General features: G+C 62.6%; 28 protein-coding genes and 1 pseudogene. All 29 read right to left on the bottom strand.

Annotated elements, in window-relative coordinates:
• Positions 1-74 precede the first annotated feature (74 nt).
• On the bottom strand, positions 75-491 hold the full coding sequence (gene rplQ, locus B2V17_RS10615; RefSeq protein ID WP_292997439.1) for a 50S ribosomal protein L17: 417 nt from the start codon (positions 489-491) through the stop codon (positions 75-77).
• A 108-nt stretch (positions 492-599) separates the two neighbouring features.
• The gene (locus tag B2V17_RS10610; RefSeq protein ID WP_292997437.1) at positions 600-1,661 is read right to left on the bottom strand and encodes a DNA-directed RNA polymerase subunit alpha; all 1,062 of its coding nucleotides are present in this window, start codon (positions 1,659-1,661) and stop codon (positions 600-602) included.
• A gap of 106 nt (positions 1,662-1,767) precedes the next feature.
• Positions 1,768-2,157 (bottom strand): 30S ribosomal protein S11, encoded by a 390-nt coding sequence (gene rpsK / locus B2V17_RS10605; RefSeq protein WP_088307824.1) that lies wholly within the window; start codon positions 2,155-2,157, stop codon positions 1,768-1,770.
• 57 nt (positions 2,158-2,214) lie between these two features.
• The gene (gene rpsM / locus B2V17_RS10600; protein WP_292997435.1) at positions 2,215-2,583 is read right to left on the bottom strand and encodes a 30S ribosomal protein S13; all 369 of its coding nucleotides are present in this window, start codon (positions 2,581-2,583) and stop codon (positions 2,215-2,217) included.
• Positions 2,584-2,846: 263 nt separating this feature from the next.
• On the bottom strand, positions 2,847-3,422 hold the full coding sequence (locus tag B2V17_RS10595; RefSeq protein ID WP_292997433.1) for an SRPBCC family protein: 576 nt from the start codon (positions 3,420-3,422) through the stop codon (positions 2,847-2,849).
• Between the two features lie 47 nt (positions 3,423-3,469).
• The gene (locus tag B2V17_RS10590; protein ID WP_292997431.1) at positions 3,470-4,117 is read right to left on the bottom strand and encodes an adenylate kinase; all 648 of its coding nucleotides are present in this window, start codon (positions 4,115-4,117) and stop codon (positions 3,470-3,472) included.
• A 22-nt stretch (positions 4,118-4,139) separates the two neighbouring features.
• Positions 4,140-5,489, bottom strand: a complete 1,350-nt coding sequence (secY, locus tag B2V17_RS10585; protein ID WP_292997429.1) for a preprotein translocase subunit SecY — start codon at positions 5,487-5,489, stop codon at positions 4,140-4,142.
• 144 nt (positions 5,490-5,633) lie between these two features.
• Complete coding sequence (rplO, locus tag B2V17_RS10580; RefSeq protein WP_292997427.1) at positions 5,634-6,161, bottom strand: 50S ribosomal protein L15; 528 nt, start codon at positions 6,159-6,161, stop codon at positions 5,634-5,636.
• Positions 6,162-6,305: 144 nt separating this feature from the next.
• Positions 6,306-6,482, bottom strand: a complete 177-nt coding sequence (gene rpmD, locus B2V17_RS10575; protein ID WP_088307932.1) for a 50S ribosomal protein L30 — start codon at positions 6,480-6,482, stop codon at positions 6,306-6,308.
• Between the two features lie 6 nt (positions 6,483-6,488).
• Entirely contained in the window at positions 6,489-7,217 is a 729-nt protein-coding gene (rpsE, locus tag B2V17_RS10570) for a 30S ribosomal protein S5 (RefSeq protein ID WP_292997424.1), read from the bottom strand.
• Between the two features lies 1 nt (position 7,218).
• On the bottom strand, positions 7,219-7,560 hold the full coding sequence (rplR, locus tag B2V17_RS10565) for a 50S ribosomal protein L18 (protein WP_292997422.1): 342 nt from the start codon (positions 7,558-7,560) through the stop codon (positions 7,219-7,221).
• Positions 7,560-8,093: a 50S ribosomal protein L6 gene (rplF, locus tag B2V17_RS10560; RefSeq protein ID WP_292997420.1), complete on the bottom strand. Its 534-nt coding sequence runs from the start codon at positions 8,091-8,093 to the stop codon at positions 7,560-7,562. Before rplF ends, rplR begins: the two co-directional genes overlap by 1 nt.
• Positions 8,093-8,488 (bottom strand): 30S ribosomal protein S8, encoded by a 396-nt coding sequence (gene rpsH / locus B2V17_RS10555; protein ID WP_292997418.1) that lies wholly within the window; start codon positions 8,486-8,488, stop codon positions 8,093-8,095. The genes rplF and rpsH overlap by 1 nt, the downstream gene beginning before the upstream one ends.
• A 10-nt stretch (positions 8,489-8,498) precedes the next feature.
• Positions 8,499-8,804: a 30S ribosomal protein S14 gene (rpsN, locus tag B2V17_RS10550; RefSeq protein ID WP_292997416.1), complete on the bottom strand. Its 306-nt coding sequence runs from the start codon at positions 8,802-8,804 to the stop codon at positions 8,499-8,501.
• 20 nt (positions 8,805-8,824) lie between these two features.
• Complete coding sequence (rplE, locus tag B2V17_RS10545) at positions 8,825-9,403, bottom strand: 50S ribosomal protein L5 (protein WP_292997414.1); 579 nt, start codon at positions 9,401-9,403, stop codon at positions 8,825-8,827.
• Positions 9,396-9,719: a 50S ribosomal protein L24 gene (gene rplX / locus B2V17_RS10540; protein ID WP_292997412.1), complete on the bottom strand. Its 324-nt coding sequence runs from the start codon at positions 9,717-9,719 to the stop codon at positions 9,396-9,398. Before rplX ends, rplE begins: the two co-directional genes overlap by 8 nt.
• The gene (rplN, locus tag B2V17_RS10535) at positions 9,719-10,087 is read right to left on the bottom strand and encodes a 50S ribosomal protein L14 (protein ID WP_088307790.1); all 369 of its coding nucleotides are present in this window, start codon (positions 10,085-10,087) and stop codon (positions 9,719-9,721) included. The genes rplX and rplN overlap by 1 nt, the downstream gene beginning before the upstream one ends.
• A gap of 64 nt (positions 10,088-10,151) precedes the next feature.
• Positions 10,152-10,421, bottom strand: coding sequence for a 30S ribosomal protein S17 (gene rpsQ / locus B2V17_RS10530; protein WP_292997409.1), 270 nt, complete (start codon positions 10,419-10,421; stop codon positions 10,152-10,154).
• A gap of 12 nt (positions 10,422-10,433) precedes the next feature.
• Positions 10,434-10,634 (bottom strand): 50S ribosomal protein L29, encoded by a 201-nt coding sequence (gene rpmC / locus B2V17_RS10525; RefSeq protein ID WP_292997407.1) that lies wholly within the window; start codon positions 10,632-10,634, stop codon positions 10,434-10,436.
• Positions 10,634-11,068 (bottom strand): 50S ribosomal protein L16, encoded by a 435-nt coding sequence (gene rplP / locus B2V17_RS10520; RefSeq protein WP_292997405.1) that lies wholly within the window; start codon positions 11,066-11,068, stop codon positions 10,634-10,636. Before rplP ends, rpmC begins: the two co-directional genes overlap by 1 nt.
• Before the next feature lie 3 nt (positions 11,069-11,071).
• Positions 11,072-11,782 (bottom strand): 30S ribosomal protein S3, encoded by a 711-nt coding sequence (gene rpsC, locus B2V17_RS10515; protein ID WP_292997403.1) that lies wholly within the window; start codon positions 11,780-11,782, stop codon positions 11,072-11,074.
• Positions 11,783-11,785: 3 nt separating this feature from the next.
• Positions 11,786-12,163, bottom strand: a complete 378-nt coding sequence (gene rplV / locus B2V17_RS10510; RefSeq protein ID WP_292997401.1) for a 50S ribosomal protein L22 — start codon at positions 12,161-12,163, stop codon at positions 11,786-11,788.
• On the bottom strand, positions 12,163-12,441 hold the full coding sequence (gene rpsS / locus B2V17_RS10505; RefSeq protein WP_292997400.1) for a 30S ribosomal protein S19: 279 nt from the start codon (positions 12,439-12,441) through the stop codon (positions 12,163-12,165). Before rpsS ends, rplV begins: the two co-directional genes overlap by 1 nt.
• 6 nt (positions 12,442-12,447) lie before the next feature.
• Entirely contained in the window at positions 12,448-13,284 is an 837-nt protein-coding gene (rplB, locus tag B2V17_RS10500) for a 50S ribosomal protein L2 (RefSeq protein ID WP_292997399.1), read from the bottom strand.
• Positions 13,285-13,293: 9 nt separating this feature from the next.
• Positions 13,294-13,599 (bottom strand): 50S ribosomal protein L23, encoded by a 306-nt coding sequence (locus B2V17_RS10495; RefSeq protein ID WP_292997397.1) that lies wholly within the window; start codon positions 13,597-13,599, stop codon positions 13,294-13,296.
• The gene (rplD, locus tag B2V17_RS10490) at positions 13,592-14,218 is read right to left on the bottom strand and encodes a 50S ribosomal protein L4 (protein ID WP_292997395.1); all 627 of its coding nucleotides are present in this window, start codon (positions 14,216-14,218) and stop codon (positions 13,592-13,594) included. The genes B2V17_RS10495 and rplD overlap by 8 nt, the downstream gene beginning before the upstream one ends.
• A gap of 3 nt (positions 14,219-14,221) precedes the next feature.
• A complete protein-coding gene (gene rplC, locus B2V17_RS10485; protein WP_292997393.1) occupies positions 14,222-14,980 on the bottom strand; it encodes a 50S ribosomal protein L3 in 759 nt (252 codons plus the stop codon).
• A gap of 245 nt (positions 14,981-15,225) precedes the next feature.
• Positions 15,226-15,537: a 30S ribosomal protein S10 gene (gene rpsJ, locus B2V17_RS10480; RefSeq protein WP_055917998.1), complete on the bottom strand. Its 312-nt coding sequence runs from the start codon at positions 15,535-15,537 to the stop codon at positions 15,226-15,228.
• A 100-nt stretch (positions 15,538-15,637) separates the two neighbouring features.
• Positions 15,638-16,037 (bottom strand): annotated as a pseudogene (gene tuf / locus B2V17_RS10475) (elongation factor Tu); the annotation flags it as partial.

The raw sequence follows: 16,037 nt of genomic DNA, 5'->3' as shown, positions 1-16,037 counted from the left end.
GCAAGCCTAGCGCCTGCTCCCGCCTTTGCAATTAACCGTTCGACGAAGGGCGTTCGCCGATCAGTCAGGCCCGATCAGGCCATTTCTTCTTCGCCGGTGAAGACCGGACCGGAGTCCTGCCCCTTTGCGTCGGTGTCACGGTCGACCAGCTCGATCACCGCCATCGGCGCCGCGTCAGAAGCGCGGATGCCGGCCTTGATCACGCGGGTGTAGCCACCGGCGCGGTCGGCATAGCGGGCCGCCAGAACGTCGAACAGCTTGACCAGCTGGGCATCGTCGAGCAGCCGGGCGTGCGCCAGACGGCGGTTCGACAGGCCGCCGTGCTTTGCGAGCGTGATCAGTTTTTCAACATAGGGACGCAGTTCGCGCGCCTTGGGCAGGGTCGTGGTGATCTGCTCATGCTTGATCAGCGCCGCCGCCATGTTGCGGAACAGGGCCTTGCGGTGGCTGGAAGTGCGGTTGAGCTTACGACCGCCGTATTTATGACGCATGTTTCTTTCCTTCGTTCGTTAGGGGGCCGTGTAAGGTACCCCGTACCCGGCAGCGCTTGCGGCGGCTGCCTTGCCGTGACGGGGCGGCCAAAGCCGCCCCTGATCCGGTTAGCCGAGCAGTTCCTGCTCCAGCTTCTTGGCCATTTCCTCGATGTTCTCAGGCGGCCAGCCGGGGATGTCCATGCCGAGGCGCAGGCCCATCGAGCTCAGGACTTCCTTGATCTCGTTGAGCGACTTGCGGCCGAAGTTCGGCGTACGGAGCATCTCGGCCTCGGTCTTCTGGACCAGGTCGCCGATGTAGATGATGTTGTCGTTCTTGAGGCAGTTGGCCGAACGCACCGACAGCTCGAGCTCGTCGACCTTCTTGAGCAGGTAACGGTTGAGCTGGTTGGTATCGCCTTCGTCGGTCGGGGCCGAAGCCGCCATCCCGATCATCGGCGAACCGCCAACCGGCATCGCATCCTCGAAGTGGACGAACAGCGAGAGCTGGTCCTGAAGGATCCGCGCGGCATAGGCCACGGCATCTTCCGGAGTAACCGTACCGTCGGTTTCGACAGTCAGGCTCAGCTTGTCGTAGTCCAGTTCCTGGCCGATACGGGCGTTGTCGACCTTGTAGGAAACCTGGCGCACCGGCGAGTAGAGCGAATCGACCGGGATCAGCCCGATCGGCGCATCAACCGGACGGTTCGACACGGCCGGGACATAGCCCTTGCCGGTATCGGCGGTCAGTTCCATGTTGAAGGTCGCGCCTTCATCGAGATGGCAGATCACCAGATCCTTGTTCATCACCTCGATGTCACCCGATACGGCGATGTCGCCGGCGGTAACTTCTGCCGGGCCGGTGGCCGACAACTGAAGCCGCTTCGGACCTTCGCCCTGCATGCGCAGCGCGATCTGCTTCACGTTGAGCACGATGTCGGTCACGTCTTCGCGCACGCCGGCCAGCGACGAGAACTCGTGAAGCACGTTCTCGATCTTGATCGAGGTGATCGAGGCGCCCTGGAGCGAGGAAAGCAGCACGCGGCGCAGGGCATTGCCCAGCGTTAGGCCGAAACCGCGCTCAAGCGGCTCGGCCACGAAGGTCGCACGGCGCTTTGCATCCGCGCCGGACTTCACTTCGAGGCTGTTGGGCTTCTTCAGTTCCTGCCAGTTCTTGATATTGACGGACATATGGTTCCCCTTGGGGTTTGTTCTGGCGGGAACGGCCGCTCTGCCTGATGGCACCGCGACCGATCCGAAACTGCGGACGGGAGGCCTCCCGTCCGCGAACGGCAAATCAGACGCGGCGGCGCTTCGAAGGCCGCACACCATTGTGCGGGATCGGGGTGACGTCGCGGATCGAGGTGATCGTGAAGCCAACCGCCTGCAGGGCACGCAGCGCGCTTTCACGGCCCGAACCCGGGCCCTTCACTTCAACCTCAAGGGTGCGCACACCGTGTTCGGCGGCCTTCTTGCCGGCGTCGTCCGCAGCCACCTGAGCGGCATAAGGGGTCGACTTGCGGCTACCCTTGAAGCCCATCATGCCGGCGCTGGACCACGAAATCGCATTGCCCTGGGCGTCGGTGATGGTGATCATGGTATTGTTGAAGCTGGCATTCACATGGGCGATGCCGCTGGTGATGTTCTTCCGCTCGCGGCGCTTGATGCGCTGGGGTTCGCGTGCCATTTTTTTCGTCCTACTCGAATACGGGAAGGGAAAGCCTGGTGCCGAAACGGCTCCGGCTTACTTCTTCTTGCCGGCGATCGGCTTGGCCTTGCCCTTGCGGGTGCGGGCATTGGTGTGAGTGCGCTGACCGCGGACCGGCAGGCCCTTGCGATGCCGCAGGCCGCGATAGCAGGCCAGATCCATCAGACGCTTGATGTTCATCGCGGTGGTGCGGCGCAGGTCGCCTTCCACGGTGTGCTCGGCATCGATCGTTTCACGGATGTGCAGCACTTCCTGGTCGGAAAGATCATTCACGCGGCGGGTATGATCGATACCCAGCTTGTCAACGATCTGGCGGGCCTTGAACGGACCAATGCCGTGAATGTAGGTGAGCGCGATGATAACGCGCTTGTTGGTGGGGATGTTTACCCCGGCAATACGAGCCACTTAATTCTCCATGCTCCACAGAAGGCAACGGTTGCAGCCCTCCATCTCAACGCTTCAACTTCCAAAACGGCAAAAAGCCCGGCTGGCGAGCACGATGACTTGCGCCTTCCGGACATTCCCGCTTTTCGGTTGAAGCGCGCGCTTAAGGCGATTCGCGCGGCGTGTCAACGCCCGGCACAACCAGCGGTGCGGCGTGCAGCGGCGATGCCATCATGCTATCCCAAACCAGCGCAAGCGTCAAAGCATCCTGTCGCTTGTGGCGATCACTCTGGCTTTGTTGTCGCCGACGCAAACAGTGCCGCGAGCCGGGTGAACTGCTCCCCCAGCACACTGTTGACCGGACCGGCAATCTGCTCACCCTTCATCCGGATCAAGCCGCCAACCGCGTATTCGGCATCGATCCGGGTGCCGCCATCGACGCTGACCAGCTTGATCGTCATGATCCCGGTCATGGCTTCACCCTGCAGCGGGCCCAAGCCGCCCCGCATCCGCAGCAAGCCAGACTGGGGATCGGCATAGACCACATGCATGTGCTCCACGCTCCCCATCCGCTGGTCGGCGGGAGCATCGGCAGGCTTTGGCAACTTCTCGCAAAAGCACCCAGTAGCCTGGGCATCGAGGTAGAGATTGTCGGCATTGCCCGACCAGGTGTGGTCCTTGTTCCACCACCGGTGCGGGGCGATCAGCGCCTTCCAAACCGTCGCCTTGTCCGCCGCGGCAACGACCGAGTGCTTGACGACAAATCCGGTTTCCGAAACGGCCGCGACCTCAGCCGCAACGGGTGCGCCCGCAGCCAGGCCTAACGAAACTGCAACAAACGCCAGCGCAAACCTGACCATCCCTGCTTCTCCCCATCACCAGACCGCGCCAGCGATGGCGGGCGGGATCAGGCAGACATAATCCGTTCGATCGCCGCTGTCACATGGTCGATTTCGGCCATGCCGTTGACCCGCGAGACAATCCCGCGCGCGTCATAAATCGGCAGGATCGGCGCGGTCTTGGCGCGGTATTCGGCCATGCGGGTTCGCACGGTTTCCTCGTTGTCGTCAGGACGGCGCTTGAATTCGTGGCTGCCGCACTTGTCGCAGGTGCCCGGCACCCGGGGCTGTTCGAACTTGTCGTGATAGCCCTTGCCGCAATTGGCGCAGGTGAAGCGGCCGCAGATCCGTTCGACCAGGGCGTCTTCATCGACTTCCAGCTCAATAACCCGATCAAGCGAGCGGCCGCGAGCGTCAAGCAGCTTGTCGAGCGATTCAGCCTGAGCGGCGGTGCGGGGATAGCCGTCGAAGATCGCGCCAGTGCCCGGCCCCATCGCGTCAAGCTCCTCACCAATCAGCGCCGAGACGATCTCGTCCGAAACGAGTTCGCCGCGCTCCATCACGGCCTTGGCCTGCAGCCCGACCGGCGTGCCGGCCTTGACTGCGGCGCGCAGCATGTCGCCGGTCGAAAGCTGGCGCATGCCGAATTTCTCGACCAGTCGCTGGGCCTGCGTACCCTTGCCCGCCCCCGGCGGTCCAAGCAGGATGATGTTCACGACACTTCCCCCGAATTACAGATCAGCGCATCCGGCCCTTGAGCTTCGCCTTCTTGATCAGATCGCCATACTGGTGCGCCAGCAGGTGCGACTGGATCTGCGTGATCGTATCGACCGTGACATTGACCACGATCAGCAAACTGGTGCCACCAGCAAAGAACAGGCGCACCCCGGTCTGCGCGATAACCCATTCGGGTACAACGCAGACGATGGTCAGATAGATTGCACCGATCACCGTGATCCGGGTCAGCACGTAATCGAGATAGGTCGCTGTGCTCTTGCCCGGGCGGATGCCGGGAATGAACCCGCCATTGCGCTTCAGGTTCTCGGCAGTTTCCTCGGGATTGAACACCACGGCGGTGTAGAAGAAACTGAAGAACAGGATGCCGAGAGCATAGAGCACCATGAAGGCCGGCTTGCCGTGGCCAAGGTACTGGTTGATCCAGACGATCGCCGCGCCCCAGGCCGTATCCTGCGAGATCGAGCTGCCGGCGAACTGGGTGATGGTCAGCGGCAGCAGCAGCAGCGAGCTGGCGAAGATCGGCGGGATCACGCCGGCGGTGTTGAGCTTGAGCGGCAGGTGGCTGCGGTCAGCCTGCATCATGCCGTTCTGGCTGGCCCGCTTGGGATACTGGATCAGCAGCCGCCGGGTGGCACGCTCCATGAAACAGATCATCAGCACCAAGGCGACCAGCAGGGCTACCAGCCCGAAGATCAGGAAGCCCGAGATCGAACCGGTGCGCCCGCCTTCGAACAGGTTGGAGATGAAAGTCGGCATCTGCGCGACGATCCCGGCCATGATGATCAGCGAGGTACCGTTGCCGATCCCGCGGCTGGTGATCTGTTCACCCAGCCACAGCAGGAACATCGTACCGCCAACCAGCGAGATCATCCCGGCCACATAGAACAGCGGCCCAGCGTTGATCGCGAAACCCTGGACATCGGCGGCGCGAAGCGCCGCATAGCCCTGGATGATTGCGAGGAATACTGCGCCATAGCGCGAATACTGGTTGAGCTTGCGCCGGCCGCTTTCGCCTTCCTTTTTCAACGCCATCAGCGAGGGATGGAGCGAAGCGGCAAGCTGCACAACAATCGACGACGTGATATAGGGCATCACGCCCAGGGTGATCAGGCTGTACTGCGACAACGCCCCGCCCGAAAACATGTTGAAGAAGTCCAGCACCCCGCCCGCGTTGCGATCGAGGAACTGCTTCAGCGCAATCGGGTTGATCCCCGGCAGCGGCACAAAGCTCAGGAAGCGGAACACGATCAGTGCCCCGACGGTGAACCAGATCCGCTTCTTGAGCTCGGTCGCCTTGGAGAAGTTGGCGAGGCTCAGGTTGCTCGCGATGTTGTCGGCGCGTGATGCCATCGGGATGATTTGCCTTGTCTGGGTACCGGTCAATCCGGTCGCTCGCTTGAGGTTTCGGACCCCATATAGGGAGCCTTGCGCGATGTCGAACCCCTGCAAGCCAAAATCCCCGCCACTATCGGGGCGGGGATCAGGTTGACTGGCTTACTTGGCGGCCTTTGCCGCGGTGTTCGCTTCGCGGCGAGCCGTCTTCTTTTCGTGCTCGCTGGGTCCGGCTGCCGGCACTTCGACCGAACCACCGGCCTTTTCAACCGCAGCCTTGGCTCCGGCCGAAACACCGGCAACGACGAAGCTCGCCTTGACCGAGAATTCACCCTTGCCGAGCAGGCGGACGCCATCCTTGCCACCACGGGCCAGGCCAGCGGCCTTCAGAGCAGCATGATCGATCGGCTTCTTGGCGTCGAGCTTGCCGGCGTCGATCGCCTTCTGCACCAGACCCAGGTTCACTTCGGCGAAGTCCTTGGCGAAGATATTGTTGAAGCCGCGCTTCGGGATCCGCATGTGCAGCGGCATCTGGCCGCCCTCGAAGCCGTTGACGCTAACGCCCGAGCGTGCCTTGGCACCCTTCTGGCCGCGCCCGGAAGTCTTGCCCTTGCCCGAGCCGATGCCCCGGCCCACGCGCATGCGGGACTTGCGGGCACCATCGTTGTCGCGGATATCTGTCAGTTTCATAATTTGCACTCGCTTTCGCTTTTGTCGCGCTGATGGAAGTGGGCGCCGTTAGGGCATCATGCCCCGCTTGTCACCCGGTTTGTAACGACGACGCCCGGTCCATCGAACCGGGCGCCGCCTTATCTTGTGCCAGGCTGGCTGTGGTCAGTCGACCACGGCCACCATGTGCGGCAGCTTGGCAATCGCCCCGCGCACTTCAGCCGTGTCTTCCAACTCGACGACGCGGTGCATCTTGCCCAGGCCCAGGCCGATCAGAATCTTCTTCTGGCTTTCCGGGCGACGGATCGGCGAACCGATCTGCTTGATCTTGATCTTGGCCATCTTGGCTTACTCCGTGATCGCCGCGGCTTCGGCTTCCGCCTCGGCCACGTTGGCGCCGCCACGACCCAGCAGGTCGGCGACCTTCTTGCCACGGCGCTGGGCAACCGACTTCGGCGAAGTCTGGTCGGTCAGCGCGTCGAAAGTGGCGCGGATCATGTTGTAGGGGTTTGAGGTGCCAACCGACTTGGTCACCACGTCGGCAACGCCCAGGCTTTCGAAGACAGCGCGCATCGGGCCGCCGGCGATGATCCCGGTCCCGGCCGGAGCCGAGCGCACGTTGACCTTGCCCGCACCGAACCGGCCCTTGCCGTCGTGATGCAGGGTGCGGCCTTCCTTGAGCGGAACGCGGACCATCTTCTTCTTGGCCGAAGCGGTCGCCTTGGTGATCGCTTCCGGCACTTCGCGAGCCTTGCCGTGACCGAAGCCAACCCGGCCCTTGCCGTCGCCGACCACGACCAGCGCCGCAAAGCCGAAGCGCTTGCCGCCCTTGACCGTCTTCGAGACGCGGTTGATGTGAACCAGCTTTTCGATCAGTTCTTCGCCACCGTCGTCATCGCCGCCACGACCACGACCGCGATCGTCACGGCCACGGCCACGGCCGCCGCGATCACCGCCGCGGTCGTTGCCGCCACGGCCGCGGCCACGGCCACGACCGCCATCACGATCGCCGCCATCGGGAGCTGCCACCGCTTCAACGGCGACTTCGGCTTCATTGGTGTTGGTTTCGTCAGCCATCTTAGAACTCCAGCCCGCCTTCGCGGGCGGCATCGGCCAGCGCCTTGACGCGGCCATGGAACAGGAAACCACCGCGGTCGAACACGACAGTGGTCACGCCAGCCTTCTTGGCGGCTTCGGCCAAAGCCTTGCCTACCTCGGCAGCGGCCTGGATGTTGGCCCCGGCCTTGCTGCCAAGGGTATTGGCGGCAACCACTGTACGGCCCGCAGCATCGTCGATGATCTGGGCGTAGATGTGACGGCCCGAACGGTGCACCGACAGCCGCGGACGGCCACCGGAATGCGCCTTGAGCGCGGTACGAACGCGCCGACGACGGCGCTCGAAAAGGGACAGCTTGGCCATTACTTCTTCTTCCCTTCCTTGCGGAAGATGTACTCGCCGCGGTACTTGATGCCCTTGCCCTTGTAGGGTTCCGGCTTGCGCCAGCGGCGAATCTCGGCCGCAACCTGGCCGACCTTCTGCTTGTCGATGCCCGAGATCTCGATCGTGGTGTTGTCGGGCGTCTTGATTTCGATGCCTTCCGGCACGGCAAAATCGACGTCATGGCTGTAGCCGAGCTGCAGCTTCAGGTTCTTGCCCTGAGCATTGGCGCGGTAACCGACACCGGTGATTTCGAGGACCTTGGTATAGCCCTCGGTCACTCCGGTCACCAGGTTGTCGACCAGCGTGCGCTGCATGCCCCAAAAGGCCCGCGCCTGCTTGCTCTCGTTGCCCGGCTTGACGACGATGACATCGCCATCGACGGTGTAGCTGATTTCGTCTCGCAGGCTCAGCGTGAGGGTACCCTTGGGGCCCTTCACAGTGAGGGTGCCGTTCGCGATTTCGGCGCTGACGCCGCTCGGGATCGACACCGGACGCTTACCGATGCGGCTCATCAGAACACCTCCGCCAGCACTTCGCCGCCGACGTTCTGGTTGCGCGCTTCGGCATCCGAAAGCACACCCTTGGGCGTCGAGACGATGGTGATGCCAAGGCCGTTGCGGATCACTGGGAGTTCCTTGGAACCCGAGTAAACCCGGCGGCCAGGCTTGGAGATGCGGGCGACATGCTTGATTGCAGGTTCGCCTTCGAAATACTTCAGCTCGATACGCAGCTGCGGGTGGGCGCCGGTGGCGTCCTCCGAAAAGCCGCGGATATAGCCTTCACGCTGCAGCACTTCGAGCACGTTGGCACGAAGCTTCGAGGCCGGGGAAAGGACGGAGTCCTTCTTGGCCCGCTGCCCGTTACGGATACGGGTGAGCATATCACCCAGGGGATCGGTCATTGCCATCGCTTGATCCTTACCAGCTCGACTTCGTCACGCCCGGGATCATGCCTTTGTTGGCAAGATCACGCAGCTCGATGCGGCAAAGGCCGAACTTGCGATAGTAGCCGCGCGGGCGGCCGGTGGTTACGCAACGGTTGCGTACGCGGGTCGGGTTCCCGTTGCGGGGAATTTCGGCCAGCTTGAGACGGGCGATGAGGCGCTCGGTATCGTCGAGCGACTTGTCATCGGCCAAAGCCTTCAGCTTTGCATACTTGTTTGCGTACTTCTTGACGAGCTTCTTACGACGCTCGTTCTTGTTCACGGAACTCAGTTTCGCCATGGACTTAAGCTCTCTCTAACTCAGGCCGCTTGAGCGGTTTCGGCTTCCGCCGGGAACGGGAAACCGAACAGGCGGAGCAGCTCGCGCGCTTCGTCGTCGGTCTTGGCGGTGGTCGTGACGATGATATCCATCCCACGCACCTTCTCGATCTGGTCGTAGCTGATCTCGGGGAAGATGATCTGCTCCTTGAGGCCCATGGCGTAATTGCCACGGCCGTCAAACGACTTTGCATTGACGCCACGGAAGTCGCGGATGCGGGGCATCGCCACGGTGATCAGACGATCGAGGAATTCGTACATGCGTTCGCGGCGCAGGGTCACCTTGCAACCGATCGGCATGCCTTCACGCAGCTTGAACTGCGCGATCGACTTCTTGGCCTTGGTGATGACCGGCTTCTGACCGGAGATCAGGGCCATTTCCTCAGCAGCAGTCGTGACCTTCTTCTTGTCCTGGCTGCCTTCGCCGACGCCCATGTTGAGCGTGATCTTTTCGATCTTCGGCACTTCCATGTGGTTCTTGTAGCCGAACTTCTCGGTCATCGCCTTGACGATTTCCGTGTCGTAACGCTGCTTCATGCGGGGCACGTACTTGTCAGCCATCGATCTTCTCCCCGGACTTGACTGCCACGCGAACCTTCTTGCCGTCCTTCGACGTTTCGAAACGTACGCGGGTTGCCTTGCCGGTCTTGGGGTCAGCGAGACCCACCTTGCTGATTGCCATCGGTGCCTCACGGCGGTCGATCCCGCCCTGCGGGTTGGTCTGGCTCGGCTTGCGGTGGCGGGCAGCGACATTCACGCCCGCAACAACGACCTTGCCATCCTTCGGCATGACTTGAAGGACAGTGCCGGTGCGGCCCTTGTCCTTGCCCGAACGGACGACGACGTTATCGCCCTTCTTGATCTTCGCGGCGGCCATTACAGCACCTCCGGAGCAAGCGAGATGATCTTCATGTAGCCCTTGCCGCGCAGTTCACGCACGACCGGGCCGAAGATGCGGGTGCCGATGGGTTCGGCGTTCTTGTTGATCAGCACGGCAGCATTGCTGTCGAAGCGGATCACCGAACCGTCGGTCCGGCGCACTTCCTTGCGGGTGCGAACGATGACCGCGCGGTGCACGTCACCCTTCTTCACCTTGGTGCGCGGCTGCGCTTCCTTGACCGACACCACGATGATGTCGCCCACGCCGGCGGTCCGGCGCTTCGATCCGCCCAGTACCTTGATGCACTGGACGCGCTTGGCGCCGCTGTTGTCAGCGACGTCGAGCTGGGATTGCATCTGGATCATTGATCCGGTTCCTTCTCACTGGCTTGCCGGAACCAGTCCGGCAGTTCCAAAAAACGGTTCTGACTTAGACGTCAGCCTCGACTGCGGTGCCCTTGCTGGCGGTGACGCGCTCGATCACCTTCCAGGTCTTTAGCTTCGACATCGGACGGGTTTCCTCGATGCGAACGGTTTCACCAGTCTTGAAGGCATTGTCTTCGTCGTGAGCGTGATACTTTTTCGAACGGCGGATGATCTTCCCGTAGAGCGGGTGCTTCACCTTGCGTTCGACCTTCACGACCACAGTCTTGTCGGTCTTGTCGGAAACCACGGTCCCGATAAGGATACGCTTGGGCATATCGTGGGCTCCTTACTTCGCGCTGCGGGCGCGTTCGCCCTGCAGAGTCTTGATGCGGGCGATATCGCGGCGCACTTCCTTGATGCGCGCCGGACGCTCGAGCTGGTTGGTCGCAGCCTGGAAACGCAGGTTGAATGCCTCGCGCTTCAGCTCAGCCATGTCCGCCGCCAGCTGGTCGTCAGTCTTGGGGCGCAGATCGCTAACCTTGGCCATTATTCACCTCCGAGGTGGCTGGTGTCACCCAGACGGGCAACGACCTTGGTCTTCACCGGCAGCTTCATGGCCGCGCGGCTGAACGCTTCGGCGGCCAGCGGGCCGGCGACGCCGTCGAGTTCGAACAGGATCCGGCCCGGCTTGACGCGGGCAGCCCAGTATTCGACCGAACCCTTGCCCTTGCCTTGACGGACTTCGGCAGGCTTCTTCGAAACCGGCACGTCCGGGAAGACGCGGATCCAGAGACGACCCTGGCGCTTGATGTGGCGGGTGATCGCGCGGCGGGCCGCTTCGATCTGGCGGGCGGTAATCCGCTCGGGTTCCAGGGCCTTGAGGCCGTAGGAGCCGAAGTTCAGATCGGTCCCACCCTTGGCATTGCCATGGATGCGGCCCTTGAACTGCTTGCGGAATTTATGCTTTTTCGGTTGCAGCATGGCTTAGTTCCTGCGGTCTTCGCGAGCCGGACGGACACCCGTTGTCTGGGCTTCCATCATCAGGCGGTCCTGCGCCATCGGGTCGTGGCCAAGGATTTCACCCTTGAAGACCCACACCTTGATCCCGATGATGCCATAAGTGGTCAGCGCTTCGGCTTCGGCATAGTCGATGTTCGCGCGCAGGGTGTGCAGCGGCACACGGCCTTCACGGTACTGTTCGACACGGGCGATTTCAGCGCCGCCGAGACGGCCGCCGCATACCACCTTGATGCCTTCGGCACCGAGACGCATGGCCGACTGCATCGCCCGCTTCATTGCCCGGCGGAACGCCACGCGGCGGATCAGCTGATCGGCAATGCCCTGGGCGACGAGCTTGGCGTCGATTTCCGGCTTGCGGATTTCAACAATGTTCAGCTTGACGTCGCTGCTGGTCATCTTGGCAATGGCCGAACGCAGCTTTTCGATGTCGGCGCCCTTCTTGCCGATGATCACACCGGGACGGGCCGCATAGATCGAAACGCGGCAGACCTTGGCCGGACGCTCGATCACAACCTTGCTGATCGCGGCCTGCGGCACGGTTTCCATCACGAACTTGCGGATCTTGAGATCCTCTTCAAGCAGCGTGCTGTAGTTCTTGCCTTCGGCGTACCAGCGGCTGTCCCAGGTCCGGTTGATCTGGAGGCGCAGGCCGATGGGGTTTGATTTATGACCCATGGATCAGGCCTCCTCAACTTCGCGGACCACGATGCGCAGCCGGCTGAACGGCTTGAGGATGCGGGTGGATTTCCCGCGACCGCGCGTGTGGAAACGCTTCATGGTGATCGACTTGCCGACACTGGCTTCGGCCACGACAAGCGCGTCGACATCCAGGTTGTGGTTGTTTTCCGCGTTGGCGATCGCCGAGGCGAGCACCTTGCGGGCATCAACGGCCATCGCCCGGGTCGAGAAGGCGAGGATGTTCATGGCATCTTCGACCTTCTTGCCGCGGATCAGGCTGGCAACCAGGTTGAGCTTCTGAGCCGAACCACGAATCGTGGTTCCGACCGACAGGGCTTCCTTTTCGCCGACCCGGCGGGGAGCTTTGGGCTTGCTCATCAGCGCTTACCCTTCTTGTCGGCAGCGTGGCCCGGGAACGAGCGCGTGGGCGCAAATTCGCCAAGCTTGTGGCCGACCATGTCTTCGTTGACCGAGACGGGGATGAACTTGTGACCGTTGTAGACGTTGAACGTCAGACCAACGAACTGCGGCAGAATCGTCGAGCGACGCGACCAGGTCTTGATCGGGGCGGCGCGGGTGCCCGCATCCTGCATGGCTTCCGCCTTTTTCAGCAGGTGCAGGTCGACGAAGGGGCCTTTCCAGACGGAACGTGCCATGGGGCCTTACCTCTTCTTCTTGGCGTGGCGCGAACGGATAATCAGCTTGTCCGTCTGCTTGTTGTTGCGGGTGCGGGCGCCCTTGGTCGGCTTGCCCCACGGAGTAACCGGATGGCGACCGCCCGAAGTCCGGCCTTCACCACCACCGTGCGGGTGGTCGACCGGGTTCTTGGCGACACCGCGGGTCAGCGGACGACGGCCCTGCCAGCGCGTACGCCCGGCCTTGCCGAAGTTCTGGTTCTGGTTGTCCGGGTTCGAAACCGCACCTACCGTGCCCATGCAGTCACCGCGCAGGTAGCGCTGTTCGCCCGAGTTGAGGCGAACGATCACCATCCCGCGGTCACGGCCGACAACCTGGACGTAGGTCCCGGCCGATCGGGCGATCTGCCCGCCCTTGCCCGGCTTCATTTCCACGTTGTGGCAGATCGTGCCGACCGGCATCTGGCTGAGCAGCATCGCGTTGCCCGGCTTCACGTCGGTCTTTTCAGCGGCCACCACCGTATCGCCAACGGCAAGACGCTGCGGCGCGATGATATAGGCCTGTTCGCCGTCTTCATACTTGATGAGGGCGATGAACGCGGTCCGGTTGGGATCGTATTCCATGCGCTCGACGACAGCGGGAGCATCCCACTTGCGACGCTTGAAATCGATGTAGCGATACTTCTGCTTGTGACCGCCAGCGATCCCGCGCGAAGTGACGTGGCCCTTGTTGTTACGGCCACCGGTCTTGCGCTTGCCTTCGGTAAGCGCCTTGACCGGCTTGCCCTTCCACAGCGCCGACTTGTCGACCAGGATCAGCGCGCGGCGCGCGGGGCTGGTCGGGTTATAGTTCTTGAGTGCCATGGTTCAGCCTCAGATCCCGCTGGTGACGTCGATCGACTGGCCTTCAGCCAGACGAACAACCGCCTTCTTCACGTCCGAACGGCGATAGGGCTTGCCCTTCCACCGCTTGGTCTTGCCCTTCTGGGTCAGCGTGTTGACGCTCACCACCTTCACGTCGAACAGCGCCTCGACCGCAGCCTTGATCTGCGGTTTGGTTGCACTGTCCGTCACCTTGAAGACAACGGCGTTGTGCTCGCTGGCCAGCGTCGCCTTCTCGGTGATGTGGGGAGCCACGATCACGTCGTAGTGACGCGTGTCGATTGCGTCCTTAGCCATTGAAACGCGCCTCCAGCTTTTCGACCGCGGCGCGCGTCAGCACCAGCGTATCATGCTTCAGGATGTCGTAGACGTTGGCGCCGATCGCCGGGAGCACGTTGATCCCGATCAGGTTGCCGGCAGCGCGGGCGAAGCCCTCGTTGACCTGCTCACCGTCGATAACCAGCACCTTCTTGCCCCAGTTCGCCTTGGCGAAGCTGGCGGCCAGCGCCTTGGTCTTGGCGTCCGTCAGGTCAAGGCTGTCGACCACGACCAGGCCGGTCTTGGCCTTGGACGAGAGCGCCATCTTGAGCCCGAGCGCACGGACCTTCTTGTTCAGCGAGACGTCGAACTCGCGGCGACGGGCACCGTGAGCCTTACCACCGCCGATGAAGACGGGGGCGGCGCGATCGCCGTGACGAGCGGTACCGCCACCCTTCTGGCGGCCGAACTTCTTGCCGGTGCGGGCAACGTCCGAACGTTCGCGGGTTGCGCGGGCAATGCCGCGGCGGTTTTCGAGCTGCCAGGTGACAACGCGGTGGAGGATGTCAGCGCGCGGCTCGAGGCCGAACACTGCATCATTGAGCTCGATGTCGCCCTTGCCGGCGCTGCCATCGAGGTTGGAAAGCTTGACCTTCACGACTTAGCCCTCCTGGCCTTCGGTGGCTTCCGGCGCTTCAACCACTTCTGCAGGGGTTTCGGCGGGAGCCTGTTCATTGCTGTTGGCGGCGCTCTTCAGGCCGGCCGGGTAAGGCGCTTCGGCGTGGCGCGAGACCTTCACCGAGTCCTTGACGGTCAGCCAGCAGTTCTTCGCGCCCGGGACCGAGCCCTTAACGAAGATCAAGCCGCGTTCGTCATCGACGCGCACAACTTCGAGGTTCTGCTGGGTGCGGTTGCGGTCGCCCATGTGACCGGCCATCTTCTTGTTCTTGAAGACCTTGCCCGGATCCTGGCGGTTGCCGGTCGAACCGTGAGCACGGTGGCTGATCGACACGCCGTGGGTGGCGCGCATGCCTCCGAAGCCCCAACGCTTCATCGCACCGGCAAAGCCCTTGCCCTGGGTGGTGCCGGCAACGTCGACCAGCTGCCCGGGAACGAAGTGCGAAGCGGCGATCGTGGCGCCAACTTCCAGCACGGCGTCATCGGCCACGCGGAATTCGACGACCTGCTGCTTCAGCGAAACCTCGGCCTTGGCGAAATGTTCACGCTGCGGCTTCGCAACGTTCTTTTGCTTGGCCACCCCGGCGCCCAGCTGCACCGCGACGTAACCGTCGCGATCAGCGGTGCGAACCGAGACCACCTGGCAGTTCTCCAGCGCCAGGACGGTAACCGGCACGTGCCGTCCGTCCTCCTGGAAAAGGCGGGTCATCCCCACCTTTTTGGCGATCACGCCTGTGCGCATGATCCAGTCTCCTACAGAGGCCCAAGGGAACCATTCCCAGGGGCGTGTCCAACCCATTTTCGATACGAGCCCCGTCCGGGCTGGGTGCTTCAGGCGCGGTAAAGGCACCGGCCTGAGGCGAGACGGGGGACGCATGCCCGGCTGATGCCGGAGGTATCCCTATGTCCGCGCAGGTTTCCCCGCGAAGTCGGCTTGAAGCCGAAGGAATGTGAGCCCGAAGGCTCGAAACTTTTGCCGAGAGCGGCTTATGCCAGCTTGATCTCGACGTTCACGCCGGCAGCCAGGTCGAGCTTCATCAGCGCGTCCACAGTAGCGGCGTTGGGCTGCACGATATCGAGCAGCCGCTTGTAGGTGCGCACCTCGAACTGCTCACGCGACTTCTTGTCAACGTGCGGTCCGCGGTTCACCGTGAACTTTTCAATTCTCGTCGGCAGAGGAATGGGGCCCCGGATCAGCGCGCCGGTACGGCGAGCGGTGTCCGCGATTTCGCCGGTCGCCTGGTCAAGCACGCGGTGATCGAATGCCTTCAGGCGAATGCGGATATTCTGAGCTTCCATTGTGTCCTGCTACCGATGAGAAAGAGCAAAGAGGGGCAAAAACCCCCCAGAAAAAACCGACCGCCGGGGGAGCGAATCCCCCGGCGGATGCGGGCCTATATTACTTCGTGATCTTGCTGACAACCCCCGAACCGACGGTGCGGCCGCCTTCGCGAATTGCGAAGCGCAGACCTTCATCCATCGCGATGGGCGCGATCAGCTTGACCGACAGGGCAACGTTGTCGCCCGGCATCACCATTTCGGTGCCTTCGGGAAGGATCACTTCGCCGGTCACGTCGGTGGTGCGGAAGTAGAACTGCGGGCGGTAGTTGGCGAAGAACGGCGTGTGACGGCCACCTTCGTCCTTCGACAGCACGTAGACTTCAGCCGAGAATTCGGTGTGCGGCTTGACCGAGCCGGGCTTGCACAGCACCTGGCCACGCTCAACGTCTTCACGCTTCAGGCCGCGAACCAGGGCACCGATGTTGTCGCCGGCTTCACCCTGATCGAGCAGCTTGCGG

This window comes from Novosphingobium sp. UBA6272 (genome assembly GCF_002440635.1).
Taxonomy (GTDB): domain Bacteria; phylum Pseudomonadota; class Alphaproteobacteria; order Sphingomonadales; family Sphingomonadaceae; genus Novosphingobium.
The sequence above is the reverse complement of the archived record's forward strand: the minus strand, read 5'-3'. Positions and strand labels throughout refer to the sequence as shown.

Coding starts and splice junctions, on each gene's coding strand:
- rplN (WP_088307790.1), bottom strand. CDS start 10,087: ATGATCCAGATGCAATCCCAGCTCGACGTCGCTGACAACAGCGGCGCC.
- rpsN (WP_292997416.1), bottom strand. CDS start 8,804: ATGGCGAAACTGAGTTCCGTGAACAAGAACGAGCGTCGTAAGAAGCTC.
- B2V17_RS10495 (WP_292997397.1), bottom strand. CDS start 13,599: ATGGCTAAGGACGCAATCGACACGCGTCACTACGACGTGATCGTGGCT.
- rplF (WP_292997420.1), bottom strand. CDS start 8,093: ATGAGCCGCATCGGTAAGCGTCCGGTGTCGATCCCGAGCGGCGTCAGC.
- rpsJ (WP_055917998.1), bottom strand. CDS start 15,537: ATGGAAGCTCAGAATATCCGCATTCGCCTGAAGGCATTCGATCACCGC.
- rpmD (WP_088307932.1), bottom strand. CDS start 6,482: ATGGCCAAGATCAAGATCAAGCAGATCGGTTCGCCGATCCGTCGCCCG.
- rpsQ (WP_292997409.1), bottom strand. CDS start 10,421: ATGCCCAAGCGTATCCTTATCGGGACCGTGGTTTCCGACAAGACCGAC.
- rpsH (WP_292997418.1), bottom strand. CDS start 8,488: ATGGCAATGACCGATCCCCTGGGTGATATGCTCACCCGTATCCGTAAC.
- rplO (WP_292997427.1), bottom strand. CDS start 6,161: ATGAAACTGACAGATATCCGCGACAACGATGGTGCCCGCAAGTCCCGC.
- rplX (WP_292997412.1), bottom strand. CDS start 9,719: ATGGCCGCCGCGAAGATCAAGAAGGGCGATAACGTCGTCGTCCGTTCG.
- rpsK (WP_088307824.1), bottom strand. CDS start 2,157: ATGGCACGCGAACCCCAGCGCATCAAGCGCCGCGAGCGGAAGAACATC.
- rplC (WP_292997393.1), bottom strand. CDS start 14,980: ATGCGCACAGGCGTGATCGCCAAAAAGGTGGGGATGACCCGCCTTTTC.
- rpsC (WP_292997403.1), bottom strand. CDS start 11,782: ATGGGTCATAAATCAAACCCCATCGGCCTGCGCCTCCAGATCAACCGG.
- rpsS (WP_292997400.1), bottom strand. CDS start 12,441: ATGGCACGTTCCGTCTGGAAAGGCCCCTTCGTCGACCTGCACCTGCTG.
- rplQ (WP_292997439.1), bottom strand. CDS start 491: ATGCGTCATAAATACGGCGGTCGTAAGCTCAACCGCACTTCCAGCCAC.
- rplE (WP_292997414.1), bottom strand. CDS start 9,403: ATGGCTGACAAGTACGTGCCCCGCATGAAGCAGCGTTACGACACGGAA.
- rpsE (WP_292997424.1), bottom strand. CDS start 7,217: ATGGCTGACGAAACCAACACCAATGAAGCCGAAGTCGCCGTTGAAGCG.
- rplV (WP_292997401.1), bottom strand. CDS start 12,163: ATGAGCAAGCCCAAAGCTCCCCGCCGGGTCGGCGAAAAGGAAGCCCTG.
- rplP (WP_292997405.1), bottom strand. CDS start 11,068: ATGCTGCAACCGAAAAAGCATAAATTCCGCAAGCAGTTCAAGGGCCGC.
- B2V17_RS10610 (WP_292997437.1), bottom strand. CDS start 1,661: ATGTCCGTCAATATCAAGAACTGGCAGGAACTGAAGAAGCCCAACAGC.
- B2V17_RS10595 (WP_292997433.1), bottom strand. CDS start 3,422: ATGGTCAGGTTTGCGCTGGCGTTTGTTGCAGTTTCGTTAGGCCTGGCT.
- rplB (WP_292997399.1), bottom strand. CDS start 13,284: ATGGCACTCAAGAACTATAACCCGACCAGCCCCGCGCGCCGCGCGCTG.
- rplR (WP_292997422.1), bottom strand. CDS start 7,560: ATGGCCAAGCTGTCCCTTTTCGAGCGCCGTCGTCGGCGCGTTCGTACC.
- secY (WP_292997429.1), bottom strand. CDS start 5,489: ATGGCATCACGCGCCGACAACATCGCGAGCAACCTGAGCCTCGCCAAC.
- rpmC (WP_292997407.1), bottom strand. CDS start 10,634: ATGGCCAAGGTTAGCGATCTGCGCCCCAAGACTGACGACCAGCTGGCG.